The sequence below is a fragment of the Streptomyces sp. SID486 genome (assembly GCF_009865385.1).
In the GTDB taxonomy this organism is placed as follows: domain Bacteria; phylum Actinomycetota; class Actinomycetes; order Streptomycetales; family Streptomycetaceae; genus Streptomyces.
This window is the reverse complement of sequence record NZ_WWJT01000793.1, coordinates 1-8,496: the sequence shown is the minus strand read 5'-3', so window position 1 is coordinate 8,496 and position 8,496 is coordinate 1. Positions and strand designations below refer to the sequence as shown.

Below are 8,496 nucleotides of genomic sequence, written 5' to 3'. Positions count from 1 at the left end.
GGGCCTGGGGCCGGCCGGGCTGGCGGGTCCTGGCCCCCGCCTGCGCGGGCTGCGCACACGGGCGTCCGTCCGTCTCGCTCGCCGGGTTCGCGAGGCTGGCCGGGCAGGGGCTGCGGGTCGTCGCCGGGGGTGGCGCGGCCGGGCGGGGGCCGCGGGTCGTCACCGAGGGTGGCGCGGGCGGGCAGGGGCCGCGGGTCGTCGCCGGGGGTGGTGCTGGGGTGTCCGCGGGCGCCGCGTTGCCGGCCGGCGACGGCGTCGGCGTGCCCGAACTCGTGGCCGAGGCGGCGTTGTTGCAGGCGCGCCTCGACTGGTTCCAGTCCCAACTCGCGCGTCTCGGCGAGCCCGGGGCCCGGGGCGGCGAGCAGGGCTAAGAACTGCGGGGCCGGGTACCCGGAGGTTCCGCACAGAGAGGAGGCGGAACGCCGTGACCGTGACCCCGCAGACACGGCCCGCGGCCGACGGGCACCTTTCCACGGGCGAACTCGTCGGCCGGGCCACCGAACAGCTTTCCCGGCTCCTGCGGCAGGAGGTCGCCCTCGCCAAGGAGGAGCTGGCCGAGAAGGGACGCCGGGCCGGGCGCGGCGGCGGACTGCTCGGCGCCGCCGGTGCCGTCGGCTACGTCGGGCTGATCGTGCTGGCTGGAGCGGCCACCGCCGCCCTGTGGCTGGTGCTGCCCGTATGGGCGGCGGCGCTGATCGTGGCCGCGGTGTTCTTCGCCGTGGCCGCCCTGCTGGCCGCGGCCGGCCGCGGCCAGCTGCGCCGTGCCGCCCCGCCCGCGCCGGAGGAGACGCTCGGCAGCGTCAGGGCGGACGTCGACGTGATCAGGGAAAGGGCACACCGATGAAGCACAGCAACCCGCACGGCTCCGGCGCCAAGGGCCCCGACGAGCTGCGGCGGCAGATCGAACACACCCGGAGCCAGCTCGGTGACACCGTCGCCCAGCTGGTCGGCCGGGCCGACGTCAAGGGCCGGGCCCGGGCGCGGGCCGCCGACCTGAAGGACAAGGCCGGCGCCATGACCGTCCAGCTGCGCTCCGGCGCCGCCCACGCCGGCCACGGCGTGCAGGACCGGGCGGCCCGGGCCGGGCACCTGGTGCAGGACCGCGCCGCGCGGGCCGGCCACAGTGCGCAGGAACGGATGACCAAGGCCGGCCACCTCATGCAGGAGCGGGGCGGCCACGGCGGGCACACCCTCCAGGACCGGGCGCTCCAGGCCGGTCACGCCCTGCAGGACCGGGCGTCCCACGCCGGGCACACCATGGAGCACGACACGCGGGTGCCGCGGCCGGTACGGTCCGCCATGGGCGCCGCGCTGCGGCACCCCCGGCCCGTGCTGATCGCGGGCGCCGCGGGCGCCGCCGTCATCGGCGCGGCCATGATCTGGCGCCGGATCGACCGCGGACGGTGAGCGGCAGACGGCGGGGCCGGCCGGGCGTGGTGTCCGGCCGGCCCCGCCGTCGTGTCACGGACGGAACCGCAGAACCTGCGGGTCGTGGTCGCTGATCTGGTCGTTGAACTCCGAGTTGATGTGCACGCTGTCGTACGCGAAGTCACCGCCGCGCCGGATCGCCGGGCTGATCAGGATCTGGTCGAGAACCTGCTGGTTGCCCTGGTAGTCGTAGGTGTACCGCTCGCTCCTGGGCAGCGACTTGATCGCCGACCACAGCGCGCCGTCGCTCTCCAGGATCTTCGTGGTCCCGGAGAACTCGAAGTCGTTCATGTCGCCGAGCGCGATGACGTCCGCGTTCTTCTGCACGGCCAGGATGTCCTTGACGAACGCGTTCACCGCGGTCGCCTGGGCGTGCCGCTGGACCTCCGAGCTGCGCACCGGCGGCTGGTACTGCGCGGTCAGCGCCTGGTCGCCGCCCTTGGAGTTCAGGTGGTTGGCGATCACGAAGACGGTCCGGCCGCGGAAGACGAACTCGCCGGCCAGCGGCTTGCGGCTGTTGGTCCACGCGGCGTTCGCCGGGTCGACACGGCCGGGCGAGGCCGTCAGCTGCGCCTTGCCGTGCACCTCGGTCACGCCGACCGGGGTGGTCGAGTCGCCGCCCGCGCGGTCCGTGAAGGACACCCGCTGCGGGTTGAACAGGAACACCTGGCGGATGTTGCCGCCGGGCTCGCCGCCGTCCTGGTCGTTGACCGGGTTGACCGAGCGCCAGTCGTACTTGGGGCCGCCGGCCGCGACGATCGCGTCGATCAGCTTGGTCACGGTCTCGTTCGCGTCGACCGTGCCGTCGTCCTTGGCGCCGTTGTTGTCCTGGATCTCCTCCAGGGACACGATGTCGGGCGACTGCAGGTTGTCCACGATCGCGGCGGCGTGCTGGGCGAAGGTGGCGTCCGCCGGGTCCAGGTTCTCGACGTTGTACGTCGCCACCGCCAGCTCACGGCCGGACTGCTTGCGCGTCGTCTCACGCTGCAGGCCGCCGCTGTCCAGCGTGCCGAGCGTGCCCGCGACGAGGGTGTAGCCGCCGAACTGGTTGAAGTCCAGCGGGCCGGCGGTGGTGCCCTCCAGGGTGTCGCCGACGTTCGCCTTCGGGAAGTCGGCGGTGGAGCCCAGCGACTGGATCTGGAGCCGGCCGGTGTTCTGGGAGTCGTAGGAGCCGTAGAGCGTGCCACCGCGGTGGGTGCGGTGCTCGCGCGGCTTCACCGTCACCCACAGCTCGCTGTACGGGTCGGTGGCGGTGACCACGCGGACGTCGGAGACCTGGACGTTCATGCCCTCCAGGGACTCGTAGTAGTCCAGGGCGTACTTCGCCGGCTGCAGCGGCAGGCCGTTGATCGATCCGGCCGCGGCCGTGTCGCCCGCCGGGGTGTAGCGGTCCGGCACCGAGCGCTTGCCGATCACGACCGGCGCCGGGACCGCGTTGCCGGTGGAGACGGTGGTGATCACCGGCTTGGTGATCTCCGTCAGCGACTGGTTGCCGGACGAGGTGCCGCCCGGGACGTACTCGGAGACCGTGCCGGTCACCGTCACCGAGTCGCCGACGGCGACCTTCGGGGTGGAGCTGGTGAAGACGAACACGCCCTCGCTCGTGGCGGGGTCGTCGTCGGGGGCCGGGTCCTGGAGCCAGAAGCCCTTGGAGGACCCGTACGTGCGCGTGGCCGTCACGATGCCCGGGACGTCCGTCACCTTCTGCCCGGCGAACGGGGATATCCGGGTCGTGCCCTGGACATCGTGGACGCGCACCGAGTCGGCGTGCGCGGGGGAGGTGAGGACGACGGCGGACGCCGCGCTGCAGACGGCGGCGACGGTGAGCGCGGCGAGGCGCGCGGAAGACCTGCTCGGCAAGGGATTCCCTCCGGGGACGTGCGTGAGCGCCGGGACGAGGGTGGAACGGGAGCGTGCGGGGCTCGTGGCCCTCCGTGACACGCATAGAGCCGAGTGAACAGTTGTCCCCCCAACTTCTACGCGCGTCAATCTCCTGCTTGAGCCGGGGAGTTGTCAAGGTTTCGGCCATGTACGACGGCTTACGTGGAGATGAACCGGGCGGCATGGGTGGAAATCCGTCTAGGCTGAGCGGCTGAGCCCGTTTCACGGTCCGAGGAGAACCAGCCGATGTCAGACAGCTCCCCCCTGCCGCCCGCGCGGCTGCACCCCGAAGCGGAGCTGGCGCGCGCCGCGCTGTCCACGCCACTGCTCTCCCGCGCGGCCCGGCTGGCCCGCTGGGCCGGCCCCGGGACCCGCGTGGACGCGGGCGGCGGGCTGGTCGAGGAGCAGCTGCCGGCCGCCGCCGAACTGCTCGGGCTCACCGGGGACGACGCCGCCGCGTACGCGAGCGAGGCATGGCGGGTCGCCGTCGACGCCGGCCTGGTCGAGATCATGGACGAGGAGGCCGGCACCGTCCGGGCGGGCGAGGAGCTGGCGTTGCTGACCGGCGGCTCCCCGCAGGACGTGCTCACCGTCTGGCTCGCCGCGCTGGAGACCGTCGTCGCCGACGCCGCCGTCCCCGACCTCGACGACCTGGTCGAGGCGCTCGACGAGGGCGGAGAGGTCGATTTCTCGTCACTCGACTGGGACCCGCAGGCCGAGGCGGACTTCCTCGACGGCGTCCTCGGCAACCTCTACCTGCTGACCGTCGGTGAGGGCGGCTCCGGCGAGGCCGCCGTCCCGCTGCCCGCCCTGGCCGCCTCCATGCTCGTCCCCGACGACATGGGCGAGCCCACCAACGACGTCCTGGAGCAGGTCTCCGACGCGATGATGCGGCTGGACGACCAGTTCCGGGTGCTGGAGCCCGTCGGACTGGTCGAGTACCAGCCGGTGGACGAGGCCCTGATGGCCGACGCCGACGAGGAGCCCGCCGCGCCCGTCGACGACACCGACGTCTCCCGCTACGGGATGGTCCGGCTGACCCCGCTCGGCGTGTACGGGCTGCGGGCCCGGCTGCTGGAGGCCGGCATCGAGGCGCCGGCCGTCGGTGAACTGGTCGACAAGGGCGCGGACGCGCTGCTCGACGGCACCGCCCGGTTCGGCCGGACCGCCGCCCGGGCCGAGACCGAGCAGTGGCTCGGCCGCCGCGACCCGCTCACGGCGGCCCGGGAGCTGCTGGCGGCGGCCCGCGGCGCGGACGCGGGCGCCCCGCTGCGCAGGCTGCGCTGCCAGCAGGCGCTGTCCCTGGTGGGCGCCGAGGCGGAACCGGCGCTGCGCGAGGTGCTGGCCGACCCCGAACTGGGCGGACTCGCCAGGGTCTGGCTGAGCGAGCGGGGTGCCGCGGACGTGCCGGCGCCGCCGCAGGAGATGGTGTTCTGGCTGACCATCGACACGGTCGCCGCGCAGCTCCAGGCCGAGGGCAACTCCGAGGAGCTGCAGGCCCTGGTGGAGGGGCTGGCCGCACAGCACAGCGGGTTCTTCGCGGCGGCCTGGCGGGTGGAGCACCCGGCCGTCGCCGACGTGCTGGACGCGATGGGCAGGCTGCACCCGGACAAGAAGGTGGCCAAGGAGGCACGGAAGGCAGCCTTCAAGCCGCGCTCCCAGCAGGGCGGCTGACGCCGGCCTGCGACTGGGCCGACCGGCTCCGGCGTCCAGGGTGCGCGCGGCAGGGCGGCTGCCGTCGGCCTGCGACTGGGCCGCCCGGCCGCTCCGGCGTTCAAGGGGCGCTTCCGGCAGGGTCGTCGAGCGCCGGATGGTGAACGGGGTGGCCGGTCGGCTGTGGCGTTCAAGGGGCGCTTCCGGCAGGGCCGTTGAGCGCCGGACGGTGCGGGGGTGACCGGCCGGCTCCGGCGGCCGAGGCGCGGTCTCGGCAGACGGCCGAGGCGCGGTCTCGGTGGAGCGGTGGACGCCGGTCAGGCGCGCGGGGTGACCGGCCGGCTCGTCCGCGGGCGGTGGCCGGCGGGCCGGAGTGGGTGGAGTGGCGGGTGTTCTGGCCGGCCATGGCCGGTCGCGCACGGATTCACGGAACGGGTGCCCGGGTGGTGGTCTGGTGTTCAACTCCCGTTCACCGGTGGCCGGGAGCGTGTGCGCCGGACCCAGGCCCCCCACACTCCAGGCACGCACACCGTCGTCACGGGAGACACCATGCCGCTCAGTCGCAGGGACTTCGCCAGCAGATCCGCGCTCACCGGTGCCGGTGTGGTCCTGGCGGGCAGCGTCGGCGCCCTCGCCACCGCGCCGAACGCGCTCGCGGCCACGGACTTCGACAGCGCCGCCGGCGCCGGGACCGAGCCGGCGCACGGGCACGAGCACGGGGGCCACCACCATGGCGTCGGCTACGGCCCGCTGCTGCCCGACCCCGACGGCATCCTCGCCCTGCCCGCCGGCTTCCGGTACGAGATCATCACCTACAGCGGCCGGACCCGGCTGGAGTCCGGCGAGTTCACCCCCTCCAACCACGACGGCACCGCCACCTTCGACGGCCCCCGCGGCACCACCCTGCTCGTCAACAACCACGAGCTGGCCGGCGCCCGCGCCGACTGGCCGCACCCGGTGCCGCTCACCGAGGGCCTCGTCTACGACCCGGGCGCGGCCGGCGGCTGCACCGTCGTGGAGGTCCGCCGCGGCGGCCATGTCGCCGAGTGGGTGGGCATCGCCGGCACCGCCACCAACTGCGCGGGCGGCAGGACGCCGTGGGGCACCTGGCTGACCTGCGAGGAGACCGAGGACAAGGCCGGCGCCCACGGCTTCACCAAGGACCACGGCTATGTCTTCGAGGTCGACCCGGAGGACCGCCGGGCCAACCGCGACCCCCGGCCGGTCAAGGCCCTCGGCCGGTACGCCCACGAGGCCGTCGTCGTCGACCCCAGGCGCGGCCACCTGTTCCTGACCGAGGACGCCTCCGGGCCCAACGGCCTCTTCTACCGCTGGACCCCGCCGCCCGGCTTCCGCCACGGCCGCGGCAGGCTGCGCACCCTCGCCGACGACGCGGGCACGCTCCAGGCGTTCAGGTGCTTCGACTCCGGCGGCAGGTTCGTGGACGACCTGTCCCGCGCCACGCGGACCGGGACCGTCTACGGCGTGGACTGGGTGGACGTCCCCGACCGGGACGCCAGGACCGTGTCGGTGCGCAAGCAGTTCACCGACGGCCAGGTCACCCGCGCCCGCAAGCTGGAGGGCATGTGGTGGGGCGACGGGGGCGTCTACGTCGTCTCCTCCTTCGCCCGCCAGGAGAGCCCCGTCCAGCACGACGGACAGGTCTGGTTCTACGACCCGGGGCGCCGCACGCTCACCCTGAAGGTGCTCCTCGGGGTGAACCCCGACCCGTCCGCGGACGGTGCCTTCGACGGCCCCGACAACATCACCGTCTCCCCTTACGGCGGCCTCGTCATCGCCGAGGACGGCGAGGGCGTCCAGCACCTGTTCGGCGCCACCGAGAGCGGCCGGACCTACCCGATCGCCCGCAACGAACTGAACACGGGCACCGCGGACGACCCGGAGTACAGCGAGTTCACCGGCGTCACCTTCTCGCCCGACGGCCGGACCCTGTTCGCCAACATCCAGACCCCCGGCATCATGCTCGCCATCACCGGCCCCTGGAAGCGGCACCGGCGGTGACCGCGTTCCGCATGGTCTCGCCGCCGTAGAACGGCCGCGAGGGGCGCCGGCCCCGGCTCGCCCGGCCGCCCGTCCCGCCGCCCGTCCCGCCGCCGGGACCGGCGGCGGTGAGCGGGGGACCGTCCTCGCCGCCGCTGGATAAGCTGCGCAGACGGCCCCCGGCTTGTGAGGAGTGGGTGGATGACGCAGGGCAGGCCCATGCGCGCGGACGCTCGGCGGAACTACGAGCGGTTGCTGAAGGTGGCGGCGGAGTCCTTCGCCGAGCATGGGGAGAACGCGTCACTCGACGACATCGCCAGACGGGCGGGCGTCGGCTCGGGCACGCTCTACCGGCACTTCCCGACCCGGCAGGCGCTGCTGGAGGCGGCCTACGTCGACCGGATCGAGGCGCTGGGCGCACGGGCCGACGAACTGGCGCGGGAGCTTCCGCCGGGCGAGGCGCTCGGTGAGTGGCTGTACGAGCTGGCCGTCGGCACGCTGCAGGTGCGGGGGATGAAAGCCCTGCTCGGCTCGGCGGTCGCGGACGGTGGCGCGGCGGCGTGCGCGACCACGGTGAAGGGCGCGGTGACCCGGCTGGTGGTGGCGGCGCAGGCGGTGGGCGCGCTGCGCGCGGACGTGGAGCCGATCGATGTGCTGCGGCTGACGCACGGCGTGGCGTCGGCCGCGGAGCTGGCGGGCACCGGGGAGCCGGAGATCCGGCGCTACCTGGGACTGCTGCACGAGGGCCTGCGGGCCGGCTGAGGGGTCCGCGCCGGTGAGGCCGGTGAGCCGCGAACCCTTCCGGGGCGCCGCGGCTCCCCGCAGGGCGCGGAGAGCCGGGCGACCGGCCCGCGATCACCCGCGCCCCGGATCACAGCGCCCTGGCGCCCGGATCCACCATGTTCCGTACCGTCCGGGCCTTCACGAACTCGCCCAGCGCCGTCATGTCCCACTCGCCGGAGAACTGGCGGATGAGCTTGGCCATCAGCACGCCCGTCCGGGCCTCCGCCCCGGTGAGGTCGAAACGGACCAGTTCCTCACCGGTCGCCGGGTCGACCAGCCGGCAGTACGCCTTGGCGACCTCCGTGAACTTCTGCCCGGAGAAGGAGTTCACCGTGAAGACCAGGCCGGTGACCTCCTGGGGGAGACGGCCGAGGTCGACCACGATGACCTCGTCGTCGCCCCCGCCCTCACCGGTCAGGTTGTCCCCGGAGTGCTTGACCGCGCCGTTCAGGATCGTCAGTTTGCCGAAGTAGCAGCTGTCGATGTGGTTGCGCTGCGGCCCGTAGGCGATGACCGAGGCGTCCAGGTCGATGTCCCTGCCGCGGAACGCCGGCTCCCAACCGAGACCCATCTGCACCCGGGACAGCAGGGGCCGGCCGCCCTTGACGAGGGAGACGGTCTGGTTCTTCTGCAGGCTGACCCGGCCCTTGTCCAGGTTGATCTTCCCGGCGCCCGGTACCGGGGCGGGCGGCGGGGCCACCGGCTGCGGCGGGGCCGAGGGAGCGGCGGCCGGCTGCGGCGGGGCCGCGA

7 protein-coding genes and 1 pseudogene are annotated in these 8,496 nt (G+C 74.1%); 6 read left to right on the top strand and 2 right to left on the bottom strand.

The genetic code is table 11. From position 1 onward, the window contains the following. From GT045_RS37780 to GT045_RS37770, 3 genes and pseudogenes are all read left to right on the top strand, one after another. A pseudogene (locus tag GT045_RS37780) lies at positions 1-371 on the top strand (hypothetical protein); the annotation flags it as partial. 53 nt (positions 372-424) lie between these two features. After that, the gene (locus GT045_RS37775; protein ID WP_161336975.1) at positions 425-844 is read left to right on the top strand and encodes a phage holin family protein; all 420 of its coding nucleotides are present in this window, start codon (positions 425-427) and stop codon (positions 842-844) included. Next, positions 841-1,407, top strand: a complete 567-nt coding sequence (locus GT045_RS37770; protein ID WP_161336974.1) for a DUF3618 domain-containing protein — start codon at positions 841-843, stop codon at positions 1,405-1,407. The genes GT045_RS37775 and GT045_RS37770 overlap by 4 nt, the downstream gene beginning before the upstream one ends. 54 nt (positions 1,408-1,461) lie before the next feature. Here the strand turns inward: GT045_RS37770 and GT045_RS37765 are convergent, their stop codons facing one another. Beyond that, positions 1,462-3,288, bottom strand: a complete 1,827-nt coding sequence (locus tag GT045_RS37765) for an endonuclease/exonuclease/phosphatase family protein (protein WP_161336973.1) — start codon at positions 3,286-3,288, stop codon at positions 1,462-1,464. A gap of 267 nt (positions 3,289-3,555) precedes the next feature. On the opposite strand from GT045_RS37765, the gene GT045_RS37760 reads away from it, so the two are divergent. The 3 genes from GT045_RS37760 (at position 3,556) to GT045_RS37750 (ending at position 7,725) form a co-directional block, all read left to right on the top strand. Next, positions 3,556-4,983: a hypothetical protein gene (locus tag GT045_RS37760; RefSeq protein ID WP_161336972.1), complete on the top strand. Its 1,428-nt coding sequence runs from the start codon at positions 3,556-3,558 to the stop codon at positions 4,981-4,983. Positions 4,984-5,511: 528 nt separating this feature from the next. After that, positions 5,512-6,984 carry an alkaline phosphatase PhoX gene (locus GT045_RS37755; protein WP_161336971.1) on the top strand — a complete coding sequence of 491 codons (1,473 nt, stop codon included), beginning with the start codon at positions 5,512-5,514 and terminating at the stop codon, positions 6,982-6,984. A gap of 180 nt (positions 6,985-7,164) precedes the next feature. After that, on the top strand, positions 7,165-7,725 hold the full coding sequence (locus tag GT045_RS37750) for a TetR/AcrR family transcriptional regulator (protein WP_161298771.1): 561 nt from the start codon (positions 7,165-7,167) through the stop codon (positions 7,723-7,725). A 109-nt stretch (positions 7,726-7,834) separates the two neighbouring features. Here GT045_RS37750 and GT045_RS37745 read toward each other — a convergent pair. After that, a partial coding sequence (locus tag GT045_RS37745) for a TerD family protein (protein ID WP_202529428.1) occupies positions 7,835-8,496 on the bottom strand: 662 nt, incomplete at its 5' end.